The sequence below is a fragment of the Paenibacillus sp. DCT19 genome, from assembly GCF_003268635.1.
Lineage (GTDB): Bacteria > Bacillota > Bacilli > Paenibacillales > Paenibacillaceae > Paenibacillus.
In genome coordinates, this window is the sequence record NZ_CP029639.1 from 1,380,265 (window position 1) to 1,397,014 (window position 16,750).

Sequence of the window (16,750 nt, forward strand, 5' to 3'; positions counted from 1 at the left end):
CGAAATATGCCGCTCTGCGAGGCAGGCGGCATATTTATTATTCGTTTATCCCGAGACAGCTGTAGTATCTTCTCCAGCTTCTCGAGCATGTTTATACAGATCCGCATATACGCCTTTAGCGGCGATCAGCTTCTGATGTGAGCCTTCCTCGACAATCTCGCCATTCTCCATGACGAGAATTCGATCAGCGTGCATGACCGTGGAGAGTCGATGTGCAATGACAATTGTTGTGCGTCCCTGAGATACAGTTTCCAGAGCTTGCTGTACCAGTTGCTCGGTATGGGAGTCTAGATTAGCCGTTGCTTCATCCAAGATGAGCACACGAGGTTCAAATACCACAATTCTTGCAAACGATATGAGCTGTCGCTGTCCAGCCGACAATCCGCTTCCTCGTTCAGATAGACGTGTATCATATCCTTCAGGCAAACGCTCAATCATCGCTGCTGCCCCGACAAAACGGCAGGCTTCCATTGCCTTTTCCCGAGAAATATCCTCGCGGAACATACGCACATTATCGATAATCGTTCCCGAGAACAGAAAGGGCTCCTGCTGAATCAAACCAACGATTCGATGAAGATTGGCTTGGGGATTCGCCGAATATCTGTACCATCAATCTCAATACGACCTGCCTGAACATCATAGAAGCGATTCAGTAGAGAGATCAGTGTACTTTTGCCTGCTCCCGTTGTGCCCACAATGCCAACCATTTCGCCTGGATACAAGTGCAGATTCAAATGCTCTATTAATGGACGATCTGGTCGGTATCCGAACGAAACATCATTAAAATCAACCTGACCCATTACGTGCTGTGGCTCAAGTGTGTGAGCATCTTGCAGCTTGGGATCAGCGACCTCTGGGCGGGTACTTAGAATTTTCCAGATGCGATCCATGGATACCGTAGTGGATTGGAACGTGTTCCATTGCATCGTAATCTGGTTGATCGGCTGAAAGAACTGGCGAATATAGCTGATAAAGGCATAGAGCACACCTACCTGCAATGACTCCCCAAGAACTGCGCGACCTCCCAGCCAAACCATCATGACCAGTGCGGCATTGCCCAGAATATCAAATGTACGGTTGAAGATGACATTGGAACGAGCCTGAGTAATATTGGCTTCTAGATGATCCTGGTTTTTCTCCGAAAACCGCTTCTTCTGTTCTTCTTCCTGATGAAAAGCTTGAATAAGGAACATGCCGGACAAGTTCTCTGCAGTAAAAGCGATCAGACGAGAGAGACGTGTGCGTGCGTTCTGATAAGCCTTTCGTAGTCTACTCCGAAATAACACGGCAACGATAGCGATAATTGGTAACACAAGGAGTGAATATCCTGCCAGTACCGGGTCTAGTTGGAACATGAAAAAGATAATGAGAACAAGCATCATGCCATCTCGAATCAGACTAAGCAGCACTTGGGTGAAGAAACTGCTGATCGTTTCTGTATCACTGGATACATTTGTAACCAGGCTACCGATATGAAATCGATCAAAAAATGACATCGACATTTTGGAGATATGCCGGAATAGGTCTTTGCGAATGCGAGAGACGATGTTCTGACCGACATGCTGCAACAGATTATTTTGTACATAAGTAAAAACAAAGCTAATAACGGCTAAGCCTAGATAGATGGCTGCAAGTTGAACCAGAAATGCAACACTTGTTTGGCCTATCGCAAGGTGGTCATCAATCGCGATTTTGACTAGATAAGGCTGAAGTAAATCAGCAGAAATGCCGAGCAGTGAGCACAAAAAGATTCCCAGAAAGGTAAGTCTATGCGGTTTGGCATATGCCATCATAGCTTTGAAGGAAGTGCGCTTACTCTGATCTGGCTCCGTTACTGTTTTTGTCGTTAGTGTTGCGGTATCTGCCTCAGGTTTATGGTCACTCAAGATGTAATCCCTCCTCCTGCAAACGATACGTTGCGGCATACAACCCATTCGCCGCCATCAACTGGGAGTGAGTGCCTTGTTCTGCGATACGCCCCTGGTCAAGCACAATGATGTCATCTGCATGACGAACCGCGCTAATTCGATGCGAAATAATCAATGTTGTTTTGCCCTTACCGATCTCACGCAAGCTTCGAAGAATGCCGCTTTCGGTAACAGCATCCACAGCACTCATACTGTCGTCGAGAATGAGCAACTGGGCTTTCTTAATTAATCCCCGAGCCAAGCTGGTACGTTGCCGCTGTCCACCAGATAGGGTAAGTCCGCGTTCGCCGAGTAGCGTATCAAAGCGGTCTGGAAAACGTATGATGTTATCATAAATCATCGCTTGCTTCGCGCTGTGTTCTACCGTACCGAGCGATGCATTACGGTCACTGAAGGCAATATTGTCTCGAATGGTGGTGCTAAATAAGAATCCGTCTTGTGGTACGTAGGCAATGCGGGATCGCAGGCTCTCCAGTGATATAGCTCGAATGTCCGTACCATTCATGCGAATCGTGCCCTCCGGAGGTTCGTATGTACGCAATAACAGCTTGACCAAGGTGCTCTTGCCTGAACCCGTTCTGCCTACGATGCCGACTGTACGACCTGCACGAATGTTCAGTCGAATATTACTGAGTGAAGGAGAAGAACTTCCTGGGTACGTAAAAGTCAGATGATTAATGGTGATGTCATTCACTTCATGAAGTGGCTGAGCGCCTGAACATTCTTGCACATCGGGCACCTCCAGAAGCAGATCGTTAACTCTCTCCAGGGAAGCTCCTGAGCGTTGCATGGTATTGATCACATTACCAATCTGCTGCAGCGGCCCCATAATAATACGCAAATATAATGTGAGTGCTACAAAACTGCCGAGCGTAATGGAATTCTGCATCGTTAATATGCCGCCAACGAGCAGAGACACAACGAGTGAAATGGCACCCAGTAGCGGAAGTAGCGCCTGAAACAGGGAAGAGAGGCGTACTAAGCGCAGTTGTTTGGCTTTGATTGTGTCAACGGTTGTGCCAAATCTTGTCTGTGCAACATCTTCAATCGCAAACGTTTTGGTAACACGGATACCACCTAGCTGTTCTTCTGCAGCTTCGGTCATACTCGCTAGAGCCTCCTGTACGTCGCGAGAACGCTTACGAATGCGCGGGCCAAAAAATACGACCAGAAATGGGATGGCTAACAGCGGAATCACGCTGATTAGAATTAGGCTCAAGGGAATTCCACTAAGCAGCATCATGACAACGCAGGACAACAACAGGAATGTTGCATTTGTCATCAATGTCACGCCATTCGAGATGGCTTCACGTACTGACGTGACGTCGTTCATTACATAGCTGAGCAGCTTGCCATTACCTTGCTTGGAAAAATAGTACTCGCTCAGTTCGGAAAATTTGCTAAATATTTGCTCACGTGTCATGAATTCAAACCGACGGCCAAGCTTCATAATCATGAATTGTCCTGTACCAAACAGTAAATTATAAGCGATGGCAATAGCCAGTAGGGAGAGGCTGTACTGAACGACGGTGTCCATCTGAATTTTATGTTGCATTAACTGATCCGTGAAGCTGCCCAGAATTCGGGGTAAAGATGCCTGACCTACATTGGAGGCAATGATTAGAAGGATCGCGACCAGATATACAGGCCAATTGGCAATGACATAGCCTCGTAATAATCCTGTCTTGGACATAAGATAGGTTCTCCTTTGTATCAGATAAGAATTGAATTCGGAAGCGAAGTCAGCAAAAGGGCCGACACCTGATATTAGCGCGCCGTGCCCTCTTACTGTATGCAATCCGGTTTGTAATTTATCCGTCATTCGGTCGATTTCTCTATACTTATTTTTGCTCTATTCTGTATGAATGTCAACGAAGCAAACAAGCATGGCCTCAGGAAAAAGGGGCTACATAGAGCGGATTTAAAACGAATACGGAAAGGATTGAGGGAAGTTGTGTCTCTATCATTATTCATCCTAATGTCGATTTAGTGAAACATTTTTGAAGAGTATCCCGTCTGTAGGATTGAACAGGTAAAAAATAGGGTTTACTAATCATAGGAGGTGCCAAGGCATGAAACATAAAAAAGGATTGGCGGCAACGCTTGCACTATGCGTGTCATTAACGGCAGGAGGTGCTTCGGTACTCGCTTTTTCAGATGTGAAGGATGAAGGGCAAAAAACAGTGGTGGATACGTTGAAATCGAAAGGCATCGTGAACGGTGTGACCTCAGATCTATTCCGTCCAGATCAGGCATTGTCAGAGCCACAAGGTGTGCAGTTGATTGTAAAGGCATTTGGTTTGAAAAATGAATATGCTGCTGCTTCTGCGGCTCAAAATAAAATTAGTCCAGACACATGGTATGCTGATGCTGTACAGGCTGCAACGCAGAATGGTCTGTCCATTCCGGTGGAGTTGAATCCGCAAGGGGAGATGACGCGTGAACAGTTTGTCATTTTACTCCACGAAGGTATTAACACAACGGGTAACTATCCAGTGATCATGAAGTATAATCTTGTTAATGACGAAGATAAAATTGGTAAGGACGCCAAATCTGCAGTCCAGAACCTGCTGAATATGAACATCATTGAACTGGATAAGGACGGTAACTTCCGTCCAGATCAGTCGCTTACCCGTATGGAGGCTGCAAGCATGATCTTCAATGCTCTTGAATTTGTGGATTCACATGGGGATGATGGTTCGTCTGAACCCGCTCCAACCGATCCGGGCGAGGGTCAAAAAGGGATCGTACCAAGTGTAACAACGACGAAGGTCGATGATAAAACAACTAAAGTTAAGCTGACGGCTGAAATGCCGCATCCTGGCTATGGCTTGAAGATTGATGATGTGAAGCTGGAGAAGGATGGTCGTGCGATCGTGCACTACACCATTGTTCAGCCTGATCCTGACATGATGTATCCAATGGTTATTACGAACGTAACTGCTGAAACAGATATTCCGACAGGTTATACAGCAGAAGCACAGCCATCAGGTAAATAAAAACAGAATGATTACTATTCTTTAGTTCAACTTGGTTGAATGAGGAACTAAAAATGAAGCAATTGTTGAAGCTGCTGTCTGTATTATACAGGCGGCAGCTTTTGTTTTGTTCATTTTGTGTTAATTGTACTGTGAAACTTATCTTTCCATCTATGTTATGATCTTTATATATTCAAAAGTTTGAATGAAGGGGTATAACGTATGAATCAGAGCATACAACAGTTTAAATCGGATTTTTTCAAAGCCTTGGCTCATCCTATGCGGATTCAGATTCTGGAGTTGCTGAGCGAAGGAGCGAAGAACGTCAACGAGCTGCAAAGTATCCTGGGATCAGAAGGTTCCGCCGTTTCCCAACAGCTGGCTGTATTACGTAGTAAAAATGTTGTGCAGGGTCTGAAAGAGGGGACTACGGTCATATACTCTCTTCGGGATCCTTTGATCAAAGATTTACTGGAGGTTGCCAAACAGATTTTTGACAATCATTTGGTGGATGCCATTTCGATGCTGGAAGATATCCGCAAAGAAACATAAACGTGTTAGGGGAAGTTTTCAGACACGTCTTAAACAAGAGGAACCTGAAGTTGAAGTAAGTTCGGGAACTTCTTGTTTTTCTGCATGTAATCCATGTCTCAGGTGTGAGCATTACGATTGACAGCGTGCTCGCAGCGGCGTAGTCTTCTTATTATATTCAAATATTCAAATATATAAAGAAAAGAAGGTTAAGTCAGATGAAATGGATGGGGAGATATACAGGCTATAATAGATCTTCTTTTCGCAAGGATCTGTTATCGGGACTAATTGTAGGTATTATTGCAATTCCACTTGGTATGGCATTTGCTATCGCTTCCGGAGTCAAACCGGAGTATGGCTTGTACACAACAGTGATCGCAGGGATTCTTATTTCGTTGCTGGGTGGATCTAAGTTCCAGATTGGCGGGCCAACCGGGGCATTTATCCCGATCCTCTTCGCGATTGTGATGCAGTATGGATATGAAAATTTATTGATTGCTGGAATCATGGCCGGATTAATGCTTGTACTAATGGGGTTGTTTAAACTTGGGGCGTTAATCAAGTTCATCCCACGACCCGTGACTATTGGATTTACGGCGGGTATTGCCGTCATTATTTTCAGTGGGCAGATTGCTAATTTTCTGGGACTGCGCGGGATTGAGAAACATGAAGATTTTTGGTCTAATATGAAAGAAATCGGGATGCATATTTCAACTGTTAATATATATAGTTTGCTGACAGCAGGCAGTTGTCTAGCTGTTATTCTGCTTGTGCCGAGATTTGCGCCGAAGGTGCCTGCGTCACTGGTTGGTCTGGTTCTATCGACAGTAGTTGCAGCGTTGTTTTTTGAAGGGCAGGTGACTACGATTGGATCGTCCTTTGGTGCGATACCAAGCGCCTTGCCTCAATTTCATGTGCCTGAGATGACTTGGGAGCGAATCGTAAACTTGCTGCAACCCGCTTTTGTCATCGCCATGTTGGGCGGAATCGAATCGTTGTTGTCTGCTGTTGTTGCCGATGGCATGACCGGAAGTCGACATAACAGCAATCGAGAGCTTATTGGGCAAGGGATTGCTAATATGGTGACGCCATTATTTGGTGGTATTCCTGCAACTGGCGCGATTGCACGTACGGCAACGAATATTAAGTCTGGAGCTGTGTCACCATTATCTGGGGTTATTCATGGCGTAGTAGTCCTACTGGTAATTGTTATGTTCGCACCCTATGCTTCCCATATTCCACTTGCCAGTATGGCTCCAGTCCTGATGATGGTTGCCTGGAATATGAGTGAACGGAGATCGTTCATGCATGTCATGAAAACCAAAACGAGTGATTCGCTCGTTCTGCTCATTACCTTTTTATTGACCGTATTTACAAGTTTAACGACGGCTGTAGAGGTTGGGTTGATTATGGCTGTCCTTTTATTTGTTAAACGGATGAGTGAGATGTTGAAGGTTGCCAAAGTGCTACCTGATCCCAATCATAAACATGAGAAAGTCATGGACTACATGGTTCGCGAAGGGCATGATTGTCCACAGATAAACCTGTATACGATTGAAGGGCCATTATTCTTTGGTGCAGCAGATCGATTTGAGAAGTCGGTCATGGATTCGATTCATCGGCGACCAGGTATTTTGCTGTTGCGCATGGGCAAGGTGCCCTTTATGGATACGACAGGTGAATCCAATCTGGCTCATGTTGTTAAACATATGGAGAGATCTAGGGGAATGGTTTTACTTTCCGGTATTCAGGCGCAACCATTGGAGATGCTGAAGAAAACAGGCTTGATAGAACGGATTAATCCTGATCATATGTTTGAGCACACGGGTGAAGCCATTAATTATGCATTAGCGCATTTGGATATTCAGAAATGTAAGGGATGCAAACATTTTGCCTTTCGTGAATGTGCTGCATTATCAGGCGCTGGAACCGATTCAGAACGTATAAGTATGCTGAAATCAGGAAAGCGAGTCAGCGCCAATAGCCCCGTGTAATCCACTGAAGCTAGAGGGAGCTATGGCATGTTGAAGCTGCTGTCTGTATTGTACAGACGGCAGCTTTTTTGAAATGAAATTGTGCACTTGAGTAACAAATCTAACGGATATTATACTTCCTCCAATGGCTCATAATCGAACCAATCAAACTGTGCAGGTGAACCATTTCCTGATGGACTAGTAGCATACATCGCAGCGATAACTCCTGTGAAACCGCCTGCTATTTCGGTGGAGAGCAGATGTGTCTCACCTGAGCCAACCTCCAGTTCTGGAGATGAATTTTGCTGAATGGAGAAAAGGAATTGGTCTGACTGTGTGTGAATCTTTAAGATTACTGGGCCAGCTTCACAAGCTACCCATTGCTCGGTTTTTAGGGAGCCAACGGTGCGTCGAAGTAGGATCTTTTTCTGTCCGTTCACCTGTTTGATCGCCAGATCGTAATGATATTTGGGATTCATATACAGGGTTAAGCCGGCTTCTTCACCGTCCTCCTGTGGTTCAAATGTTAGTTCAGTTGCGATACGGGATGTAAAATGTGTCAACCTTCGACCAACAAAAGCCGGATTACTTACATCATCCAGGGAAACGGAGGTTCCACGCAGCACGAGCTGACCCGGCTGTTCTTCTAACGACCAGCTTGCCGGTGTAGGGTTACGCAAGAACATCCATTCCAAACCAAGTGTCGGTTCGTCAAAATGGTCCCGCACGCTTGGTGTTGTCCATTGGACTTGAGGTAGCTCGGGCGCATCCATAACTGGCTTGATATTTCCGTTGTCTCCAATGATTGGCCAGCCTTCATCCGTCCAAGTCACAGGTGCGAGAAATGTTTCTCGTCCCAGGTGATGGCGCATCGGATAAGAAGGAGGACGAATGCCAAGACAGACAGCCCACCATGAACCATCTTGAGCTTGAACCAGATCTGCGTGTCCAGCGGCATGGATGCTGCTCTTCATACTGCGATTCGATAGAATTGGGTTGTGAGGACATGCATCAAACGGTCCGTATGGGTTCGTGCTCCGTGCGATAGTTTCCATATGACCGTATTCGGTGCCACCTTCGGCAATCATGAGATAATACAGATCGTTAATTTTGTACAAATGGGGCGCCTCTGGGGCAGCTCCGCCTGTTCCGCGCCAGATGAGTCGGCTATCTGTAAGCTGCTTCCCGGTAGTGATATCGATCTCGCATTGATATATTCCTTCACCTTCATCACCATTTTGAGCGGACTGGAAATAGACACGACCATCATCATCAAAGAGTAGAGAAGGATCTATGCCCCCTGTGCGACAAAAATCGGATCAGACCATGAACCTGCTGGATCTTGGGTGCGCACAATCAAGTTTCCGCCCGCGCCGATATTGGTCGTTGTCATGTAGAACCAGCCCTCATGGTAACGGATGGTCGGTGCATATATACCGCCGGAAACCCACGCTTTACTTAGCGGGAGCTGTGTTAACGAGGTTAGACAATGTCCAATTTGTTGCCAGTGCACGAGATCCTTGCTATGGAAAATAGGCACACCCGGAGAGTATTCAAACGTACTTGTTACCAGATAATAATCTTCGTTTACACGGCAGATACTCGGATCGGGGTAAAAACCTGAAATCACCGGGTTCGTATATTTCGTCATGTTAGGCTCCTATTCATATGAGAGTTAGAGATAAATTGCGGCACATTGGCGAATCTGAGCTACCGTCTGGCTTGAATGTCTCATTCGCATGCCTTGTTATATAGGGAGAGTATAGCGGTTACAACTGCCCTTTACCTTGATTTTTCGGACGTGGAATAGCATGATATAGACATACGAGCCTAACATTGTTCGGAGGGAATGCTTTTGAGTAATGCATATCTGAGATGGTTTACGTCAGATAAGGAGTTCCCGTTTTTCATTCAATATGGTGGGCATGAGACAGATATGGAGCTTCACAATCATATGGATTTCACGGAGCTTGTAATTGTCTTGAATGGTCATGCGACCCATGTTGTGAATAACGAGGAGTTTTTTATCAAAAAGGGAAATGTATTTGTCATCAATGGCGAGACACATCATGCGTATATCGACCCTCATGATTTTAAAATATGTAATATTATGTTCAGACCTGACATGCTCTCATCAACCGGACCTGATCTGAGGAGATCGAATGGATTTCAAGCGTTGTTTGTGTTGGAACCGTTTTATCGTCATATCCACTCGTTTCCGAGTGTGCTCTCCTTGCCTATTTCTAGTCTGGAATATATTGAAGCTCTGATTTCGTTCATGGTTGAGGAATATGAGACGAAGCAGCAAGGATACCAAACGATGCTGATTGCACGTCTCACGGAGATGGCGGTATATCTGTCGAGGCAGTATGATACGCAGGAGAAGGGCGGTAGGGGCAATAATCTGATGCACCTGGCCAATGCCATTTCCTATATTGAAGATCAGTATTTGAAGCCATTATCGCTGGAGGATATTGCGGGGAAATCAAACATATCGATTAGGCATCTCAATCGGATCTTTCGCTCCTATTATCAGATGACGCCTATCTCATATGTGCATAAGCTGCGTCTGGAAAAGGCATGTCATCTACTGAAAAATAGCAATCTATCCATTACCCAAATCTCGTATGATTGTGGATTTAATGATAGCAATTATTTTACTCGTCAGTTTAAGAAAGCCTATGGCATGTCGCCCAAGAATTACAGGCTGAATCTGAACTGATTAATTAAGAGGATCTCCCATATCGTGCGTGTTCAAAAGCGAATTTCTGAACAACCTCGTATCGGAGATCCTCTTTTTATATTTTCGTTATATTGGTGGAGTGTTCATCGTTATAATCTAAGAGTCGTCCATGATCATGCCACTGACCGTACATCTGATTTGCCTCTGTGTGAGTTATCAATTTGTCCAATCTGTGCTGGAATAATGCTGGTTGATGCTTCACGCTTTGGATCGTGTCGATGCGAACCCGCTGGTAGAGAGCCGGAAATGCCAGGAAATTAGCATAGATCATCGGATTATCTTTGAGTCTTCGTTCAATCACATCATCAATGATGAAAGCATTGGGATCCATCACTGGTAGAACCTTTCTACCTTCGTCATGCATGAGTCCCAGCGTTTCAAGGCGGCGAACCCGTTCTTTGTTTAGTTCAGTCCACGAGCTTTGTTTGCTCCGAGGGATAAGCGTTGCATTAGCTGGTTCTCGGATATCTTTTTCTTTATTCCATCAATCCAGCCATAACATAGGGACTCTTCTACGGCATCTAAGTATAACAATGTATCGGGGCTTGGTCTGAGACTAATGGTTACCCAGCAACACTTTTGAGTTCTTCCATGCACATGTAACCAAGCTCTTAATTCTTCTCTTGATGTAACAGCCAAATAATTATTGATTTCCATAGTTTATTCTATCATCTAAGCTGTAGCAGGCTTCGTATACCAGAAGAGGCTGTAGTCATTCATAATAGAGGCATGACCTAACTGACGCAGCATTGTAGAAATATTCCCTCGGTGGTACGTTCCGTGATTAATCAGGTGAAAGATGATCTCCGCAAGGCTGGTATTTCGAATTCCCGCGAATGGATTATCCAGCAGAATCGTGTGTTCCAGATCGATGTGATCTTGAAACCACGCTGTATATTGTTGTGATAATTCTGCAAATCGCTTGCTATAGTCCTCTATAGAATCGTATATCTCTTCATTGCGTGGCATGCACATTTGTAGAGCTTCGGGCATACTGACACCTGTTAGTACCAGATACCACATTTGATCAACAGCATACATATGACTTAGTGCATGAGCGAGGGTGGGAAATGAACTATTCACCTCCTGATGTAATACGCTGTCTGGTAATTCTTGAATTCTCCCCAGAATGGTGTGTGTAGCCCAAGTGTGATACTGATACATTTCTTGCGGATGGTTCATGCGATCATCTCCTTAGAATTAGCGGTAAGGTGCAACTAACTTACTGAGATGATTATAAAAAAAGAAGTATGACAACAGCGTGTCATACTTCTTCAATGTGTTTTTTTGTATGGCTTCAGTGCGTTCTGAAGCTCTTCCTTCAGGATATCTCGCAGTTCGGCGGGTTCAAGTACTTCAGCGCCACTACCTAAACTTAACAGGAACGAGCATAACCAACGGGCTTTCAATGGCTGATGAACTGCGATTCGCATCGTCATGCTTCCATCATCATGAAATTGTTTATCCGCTTGTTGAAAGTGATCCATGGCTTCCGCGAGGGCTTCCGGATTAACCTTGAACACCACTTCTGTGGTCTGGTTTTGCGGGGAGTCATCCCGCTTAATCGTTGGTTCAATACTGTCCGAATGCGGTTGGAAAGTGTCAGAGCTTAAGCTCACGTTCATCATCCGAGAGAGTCGGAACTCCCGATAATCTTGACGTGTCAGGCAGAATCCATATACGTACCAATTGCGATATTTGAAGTGCAGTTTTACGGGTTCCATTCGACGGGTTGTTCGTTCATTCTTGGTATTAATGTAATCGAACTGGATAATCCGATATTCGGTGATTCCTGCTCGGAGATATGGCAGGGCATCAGGTTCCGTTCGACGTGTCTCCAGATCGATGGATAAATTGGAGATTTGATGCTCCGAACCAATCGTTTGCAGTCGCTCAATCGTTCCCTGTACTCGTCCATCATCAAAGACAGTGGAGAGACTGCTGAGTACTGTAATGAGGGAATTTACATCGTATGAGCCGAGTAAGCTTTTGTCCATTTTATATCCATCAATAATGCCATACCCGCCTTTAAGTCCTTGATGAGAGACGACGGGGAAGCCGGCTGCACAGATGACATCAATGTCTCGATAGATGGTTCTTGGAGAAACGTGAAACTCTTCCGCTAGTGTAGAAGCCGACAACACTTCATGGTTCAAGAGCTTGAATATGATCGAGATTAAACGTTCCAATTTCATCATGTATCCCCGCCCAGTATCCCATTTTGTTATTGCAGGCCATATTATATCACAGTGTTATGAACGAGAAGAGATCTGTCTTCTCATGACTTCAAGGTAAGTCACTAATTGCTGATGCGCATGCTTAACTTAGCTACAACGTGAGATGAAAATAACAAAAAAAGAGTGCAGATACGCACTCTTTATAAACCGCAAAATGTTTATGCTTAGCAGGATAAGCAGTGAAGCTAAGTCATGATGTTAAGTAGTAAATTCAGGCTGTAAAGCCCAGCACTGATATGAAGAAATTTTGGTAATCTTCTTATCAATGTAAGGTAAGATTGTACTAATCTTCTTGTACATTGTAGAGCACACGGGCGAGTAGACCTTGACCATAGTTGCCGAAATGTTTGCCAAAGATCGTGAGTCCCCGTTTGTTGACAGGCTCTTCTGTTACCGCAATCCGGAAGAGGATATCGCTTTTGTAGTCCAGACTAATATCATCCAGCGTAACATCCGAAATGCGACAGCCGTCGATATAGCTACCTTCCTGCGTGATGCGGATCAGCTTCAGCATACCGTACTGATTAAGGTGAGGAGGCCACCAGTCTGGATTGAACGTTCCGCGTGTATTGCCGAAGTCACCTGGACTCGTCCAGCAGCCAATCTCGATACCGTTGATGTAAAAGTAAATATCCGAAGGGTAGTTATCGCAATAGCCAGGTGATTCCGAACCAAGCTCCATAGAGAGTTGAATCTCACTAAACGACTGATTCGGTTTCAGATAATTAGGAATGCGATACTCCAAATAACCTTCCGCAAGCCAAATCATCTCCGCATCAATGCGTAATGGATCTGCGAAATAACGTGGGTCATCGAATTCCCCAACGATACTGTCCCGCGTCGCAAGTCCACAAGTAGGAGCAGCTTGATAATCACTGTAATGTCCCACTTGAATCTCTACCTCATAACGGTTGCTAATCTCCTGCGAACGCAGATCCACCATCAGCTTCTCCTCATTGAGATAGCAAATTTTCTGGATTCCGTGCTTGCCGACAGCGGTGTTTATTTCGATTAAACCGCTCTCCTCCAGCTTTTTGATATGCATCGTAATTGCTCCATTGCTAAGTCCCAGCTTGGTTGCAAGATCATTGAGATTAAGGCTCTGGTTCTTCGCCAGTAGTTCAATGATCTGTATCCGAATCTCCGAACTGAGGGCTTTGAAGATGTTCACACCCGACTTCAGATCCTTAATATAAATCATATGTGTTGGTCCTTTCCCCGTTCACTGTTAGATAGGTTATTCAAAAAGTCAGCTTTTGATTACGAAGGATGTCTGAGGACATCTCAGCGTCGAATATGGAATTCAGCCGAAATATCCGTTGCTCACGTAGCTTGTTCTACGCTCCGCTACTCTATTTCTATCTTCATCCCATCTTCTAGGTACTGAAAATCATCCTTTTTGAACACGTACTGTTAGATAGGTTAGTGCACATTTCTATATTTTATTTTAGATAAGTATAAATGATTATAAGATAGATGGGAAGGGCAGAGACAGGAAGCCTTTCTTCTTTATTATCGTACGATTCATTATCAAAATGAAGGCGTGTTTCTCAAATTAATATTCTATAAAACATTTGAATTGTTTCATTAATCTTTGAAATAAACCATTGAAAAGTATTGTAACCGCTTTTATAATCTTATTATATCTAAAATAGTTTAGCACTTCATGAATCAAATGAACCATTTGATTAACAAAACTTCGAAGATACCCTCTATCACCTCCCCGGTATCGAAATTTTAAATGATTATAATCATAGGTAAATCAACGGTTATGAACTCTAAATAATACTCCTAAACATATTTTATTTTATAAAAATGTAAAATGTTTTAATAAAGTATTGACTAAAGTGGATAGTATTTGATAAATTTAACAACAGAAATCTTATTTCACGCAATTGAATACGGTTACAAATTCAGATCAGGAGGGGTTCAGATGGTAAAGAAAAAGAGTTGGGTCACGTTTATGCTTCTTATGCTGGTTACTGCACTTGTCTTAGCAGGTTGCGGTGGAGATAGCGGTGGGGCGAGTGGTAACAAAGAACTGACATTTATGTTCCGAGGCGGTACAGATGAACAGAAGGCTTATCAAGCGGTCGTCAAAAAGTTTGAAGAAGAAAATCCTGGCATCAAAGTTAAGTTGATTGTAACGGCTGCGGATCAATATGCTACCAAGCTGAGAGCGGCGATCACGGGCAATAGCCTACCAGATATTTTTTATTTTAACCCTGGTGACGTGAAAGCGTATGTGAACAGCAATGTACTGATGAATCTGACTCCTTATGTTGAAAATAACCCGGATGTGGATCTGAATAATATTTGGAAATATGGTGTGGATTTATATCGTTACGATGGCCAAATGGCAGGACAAGGAGACCTTTACGGTATGCCGAAAGATCTTGGTCCATTCGCACTTGGTTATAACAAAACGCTGTTTGAAAAAGAAGGCATTCCACTTCCAGACAAAGACAAGCCATATACGTGGGATGAGTTCATTCAAGTGAATCAGCAAGCAACGAAAGATACGAACGGAGACGGCAAACCGGATGTATTTGGTACAGGCTTCAACGTAAACTGGGCGCTTCAATCCTTCGTATGGAGTAATGGTGCTGACTGGTTGGATGAGACCAAAACAAAAGTAACGATTGATGATCCGAAATTTGCGGAAGCGCTACAATTTTTCGCAGACATGCAGAATAAATACAAAATCACACCTTCTATTGAAGAAGCACAAACACTGGATACGTACCAACGTTGGATGAAAGGGGAAATGGCATTCTTCCCTGTAGGTCCGTGGGATATGAGTACGTTTGAAGGATTACCTTTTGAATATGATCTGTTGCCATTCCCAGCTGGTTCTAGTGGTAAGTCCGCAACGTGGATTGGTTCCCTGGGTATCGGTGTTTCCGCCAAAACAAAATACCCTGAAGAAGCAGCTAAACTGGTGAATTACCTTACAGCTTCTAAGGATGCAATGCAGCAGCTTGTCGATGCCAAAGTACAGATTCCAAACCTGCTCGACATGGCTGATGAATGGGCCAAAGATACATCAACGAAGCCAGCGAATAAACAGGAATTCCTTGATATCGTTGAAGACTATGGTCGCTCCCTTCCAGGGAACTACACGTATAACGCAGAGTGGTACGATCTGTTCTTCACAGACGTTCAGCCTGTGCTGGATGGCAAAATTACAGCCGCAGAATATGTGAAGCAGCAACAGCCGAAAATGCAGAAGTTGTTGGACAAAGCGGTAGAGCAAGAGAAGAAATCTCAGAAATAAGATAAGCAACGAGAGTATGTCGGAAGCTCCGAACAAGAAGCGAGGAAGCGACTTGCACAAAGTGGATCAGAGTTAAGTTGGTAGTTTCGTGTTGCATAGAAAAGTGATGCCAGCAGCCTGCTATCACGCTGCTGGCATCATTTTTGGATTCCATACTTGATATTAGAAACAGGGGTGAGCGCAGTGAATACAAAGTCTAGCTTGTATCGCAAAGAGAGGCTGTACGGATATTTGTTTATTACACCTCCAATTCTAGGTCTGCTGATCTTTGTTCTGTTCCCTTTCTTATATTCGTTGTACGGTTCGTTCACGGATTGGGATGGCTTGGGACAGATGAACTTTATCGGTTTAGCCAATTTTAAGGATTTGCTCACAGATGATCTGTTTTACAAAGCGATGTTTAACACCTTTTATCTGATGCTGGGTATTCCGATTGGATTGTTACTTGCACTCTTGCTCGCAATGGGCTTGAATCGCAAAATTCCCGGTACAACGACGTTCCGCGTAATCTATTATATTCCGGTTATTTCTTCCCTTGCGGCCGTATCCATCATGTGGAACTGGGCTTATAACGGGGATTACGGATTGGTTAACCAGTTCCTTGCACTCTTCGGCATTGAAGGTCCTAACTGGCTGGCTAACAAAGATACAGTCAAACCAGCTCTCATTATTATGACGGTGTGGAAAGGTCTGGGGTACACGATGTTGCTGTATCTGGCTGCCCTACAAAGCGTATCACGTACATACTACGAGGCGGCTGAGCTGGACGGAGCGAACGGGTTCCAGATTTTCCGTAACATCACCTGGCCGATGGTGAAGCCAGTTACCTTCTTCCTCGTGGTTACCAATATTATTGGTGGCTCCCAGATCTTTACCGAGATGAACATTATGACCCCTACAGGCGGTCCTGAGTATTCATCGGCGTCGATCGTTTTCTACATCTGGCAAAAAGCGTTCAGCAACCTGCAAATGGGTTACGCCTCAGCGATGGCCATGATTCTTGGTGTTTTCATCTTTGTCATTACTTTGGTGCAATTCAAATTAAACGAAAGATCAGCCTATGATGGGGATTGATGGTCAAGG

Annotated in this window: 10 protein-coding genes and 3 pseudogenes; 6 read left to right on the forward strand and 7 right to left on the reverse strand. The window is 44.4% G+C overall.

Going from position 1 to position 16,750, the window contains the following annotated elements:
• Nucleotides 1-45 precede the first annotated feature (45 nt).
• Together DMB88_RS06025 and DMB88_RS06030 are read right to left on the reverse strand one after the other, a co-directional pair.
• Nucleotides 46-1,793, reverse strand: a pseudogene (locus DMB88_RS06025) (ABC transporter ATP-binding protein).
• An 85-nt stretch (nucleotides 1,794-1,878) separates the two neighbouring features.
• Nucleotides 1,879-3,621 carry an ABC transporter ATP-binding protein gene (locus tag DMB88_RS06030; RefSeq protein WP_128100627.1) on the reverse strand — a complete coding sequence of 581 codons (1,743 nt, stop codon included), beginning with the start codon at nucleotides 3,619-3,621 and terminating at the stop codon, nucleotides 1,879-1,881.
• Nucleotides 3,622-4,000: 379 nt separating this feature from the next.
• Here DMB88_RS06030 and DMB88_RS06035 point away from each other — a divergent pair, with 379 nt between their 5' ends.
• The 3 genes from DMB88_RS06035 to DMB88_RS06045 all read left to right on the forward strand — a co-directional run bounded on the left by DMB88_RS06035 (nucleotide 4,001) and on the right by DMB88_RS06045 (nucleotide 7,431).
• Nucleotides 4,001-4,927, forward strand: coding sequence for an S-layer homology domain-containing protein (locus DMB88_RS06035; RefSeq protein ID WP_128100628.1), 927 nt, complete (start codon nucleotides 4,001-4,003; stop codon nucleotides 4,925-4,927).
• A 201-nt stretch (nucleotides 4,928-5,128) separates the two neighbouring features.
• Nucleotides 5,129-5,458 carry an ArsR/SmtB family transcription factor gene (locus DMB88_RS06040; RefSeq protein ID WP_056694052.1) on the forward strand — a complete coding sequence of 110 codons (330 nt, stop codon included), beginning with the start codon at nucleotides 5,129-5,131 and terminating at the stop codon, nucleotides 5,456-5,458.
• Nucleotides 5,459-5,655: 197 nt separating this feature from the next.
• Complete coding sequence (locus DMB88_RS06045; protein ID WP_254438479.1) at nucleotides 5,656-7,431, forward strand: SulP family inorganic anion transporter; 1,776 nt, start codon at nucleotides 5,656-5,658, stop codon at nucleotides 7,429-7,431.
• Nucleotides 7,432-7,541: 110 nt separating this feature from the next.
• On the opposite strand, the pseudogene DMB88_RS06050 reads toward DMB88_RS06045, so the two are convergent.
• Nucleotides 7,542-9,061 (reverse strand): annotated as a pseudogene (locus DMB88_RS06050) (glycoside hydrolase family 43 protein).
• Nucleotides 9,062-9,265: 204 nt separating this feature from the next.
• Between DMB88_RS06050 and DMB88_RS06055 the strand changes: the two are divergent.
• Nucleotides 9,266-10,132, forward strand: a complete 867-nt coding sequence (locus DMB88_RS06055; protein ID WP_128100629.1) for a helix-turn-helix domain-containing protein — start codon at nucleotides 9,266-9,268, stop codon at nucleotides 10,130-10,132.
• A 76-nt stretch (nucleotides 10,133-10,208) separates the two neighbouring features.
• Here DMB88_RS06055 and DMB88_RS06060 read toward each other — a convergent pair.
• From DMB88_RS06060 to DMB88_RS06075, 4 genes and pseudogenes are all read right to left on the reverse strand, one after another.
• Nucleotides 10,209-10,810, reverse strand: a pseudogene (locus DMB88_RS06060) (YdeI family protein).
• Between the two features lie 15 nt (nucleotides 10,811-10,825).
• The gene (locus DMB88_RS06065; protein WP_128100630.1) at nucleotides 10,826-11,335 is read right to left on the reverse strand and encodes a DinB family protein; all 510 of its coding nucleotides are present in this window, start codon (nucleotides 11,333-11,335) and stop codon (nucleotides 10,826-10,828) included.
• Between the two features lie 92 nt (nucleotides 11,336-11,427).
• Nucleotides 11,428-12,348, reverse strand: coding sequence for a helix-turn-helix transcriptional regulator (locus tag DMB88_RS06070; RefSeq protein WP_128104335.1), 921 nt, complete (start codon nucleotides 12,346-12,348; stop codon nucleotides 11,428-11,430).
• Nucleotides 12,349-12,673: 325 nt separating this feature from the next.
• Nucleotides 12,674-13,591: an ArsR/SmtB family transcription factor gene (locus DMB88_RS06075; RefSeq protein ID WP_128100631.1), complete on the reverse strand. Its 918-nt coding sequence runs from the start codon at nucleotides 13,589-13,591 to the stop codon at nucleotides 12,674-12,676.
• 732 nt (nucleotides 13,592-14,323) lie between these two features.
• On the opposite strand from DMB88_RS06075, the gene DMB88_RS06080 reads away from it, so the two are divergent.
• Nucleotides 14,324-15,667, forward strand: coding sequence for an ABC transporter substrate-binding protein (locus DMB88_RS06080; protein ID WP_128100632.1), 1,344 nt, complete (start codon nucleotides 14,324-14,326; stop codon nucleotides 15,665-15,667).
• 183 nt (nucleotides 15,668-15,850) lie between these two features.
• Nucleotides 15,851-16,741, forward strand: a complete 891-nt coding sequence (locus DMB88_RS06085; protein ID WP_128100633.1) for a carbohydrate ABC transporter permease — start codon at nucleotides 15,851-15,853, stop codon at nucleotides 16,739-16,741.
• Nucleotides 16,742-16,750: the final 9 nt, after the last annotated feature.